This window comes from Neisseria sp. HMSC03D10 (assembly GCF_001807625.1).
GTDB classification, from domain to species: Bacteria; Pseudomonadota; Gammaproteobacteria; order Burkholderiales; family Neisseriaceae; genus Neisseria; species Neisseria mucosa.
In genome coordinates this window covers 57,931-58,963 of record NZ_KV789517.1, presented here as the reverse complement: position 1 = coordinate 58,963, position 1,033 = coordinate 57,931, and the positions used below count along the sequence as shown (strand labels likewise).

The window sequence follows — 1,033 nt, the reverse complement described above, 5'->3', positions numbered from 1 at the left end:
GTACTGGTTTAAAGTTAATCCACTATATCAGATACCCATCAAACCTAATAAGAAAAAGCTCCTCTAAACATGCCTTCAGAACACCTTATTCCTTCCGCCGCGGCAACGTCGTCTGAACACACTGTCGCGTGGGTATTCGGTCAACCCGTTACCGATTTGCCGCAGGATTTGTTTATTCCGCCCGATGCTTTGAAGGTTGTCTTAAGCAGCTTCCAAGGGCCGTTGGATTTGCTGCTTTACCTGATCCGCAAACAGAATATCGACGTTCTCGATATTCCGATGGTGAAGATTACCGAGCAATATCTGCACTATATCGCCCAAATGGAAGCGTATCAGTTTGATTTGGCAGCGGAATATCTCTTGATGGCGGCGATGCTTATTGAAATCAAATCGCGCCTGCTGCTGCCGCGTCCCGAAGAAGTCGAGGATGAAGAGGCTGATCCGCGTGCCGAACTGGTGCGCCGCCTTTTGGCTTACGAACAGATGAAGCTGGCGGCGCAGGGTTTGGATGCGTTGCCGCGCGCGGGACGGGATTTTGCTTGGGCGTATCTGCCGTTGGAAATCGCGGTCGAGGCGAAGCTGCCGGAGGTGTATGTCGCCGATTTGACGCAGGCGTGGCTGGGCATTTTGTCGCGGGCGAAACATACGCGCAGCCATGAAGTGATTCAGGAAACCATTTCCGTGCGCGCGCAGATGACGGCGGTTTTACGTCGTCTGAACGAGAGCGGGATATGCAAATTCAGCGATTTGTTCAAACCGGAGCAGGGCGCGGCGTATGTGGTCGTCAATTTCATCGCGCTCTTGGAGCTTGCCAAAGAAGGTTTGGTCCGCATCGTCCAGCCGGACAGCTACGGCGAAATCGAAATCAGCCTGAAACAGGAAAATTTAGAACGCCCGGAAGCGGAAGAGGGCGTTTCAGACGCCCCCTCCGCCGACGTTGAAGGCGAAACGGCATGATGATTTCACGCTTGGCAAAGCCATACCCATTTTAATCAACTGCCCTTTATATAGTGGATTAAATTTAAATCAGGAC

General features: G+C 52.1%; 1 protein-coding gene. It reads left to right on the top strand.

From position 1 onward, the window contains the following. The first annotated feature begins 69 nt into the window (after positions 1 to 69). Positions 70 to 957 (top strand): segregation and condensation protein A, encoded by an 888-nt coding sequence (locus HMPREF3066_RS03900; RefSeq protein WP_070440555.1) that lies wholly within the window; start codon positions 70 to 72, stop codon positions 955 to 957. The last annotated feature ends 76 nt before the right edge of the window (positions 958 to 1,033 follow it).

Coding starts and splice junctions, on each gene's coding strand:
- HMPREF3066_RS03900 (WP_070440555.1), top strand. CDS start 70: ATGCCTTCAGAACACCTTATTCCTTCCGCCGCGGCAACGTCGTCTGAA.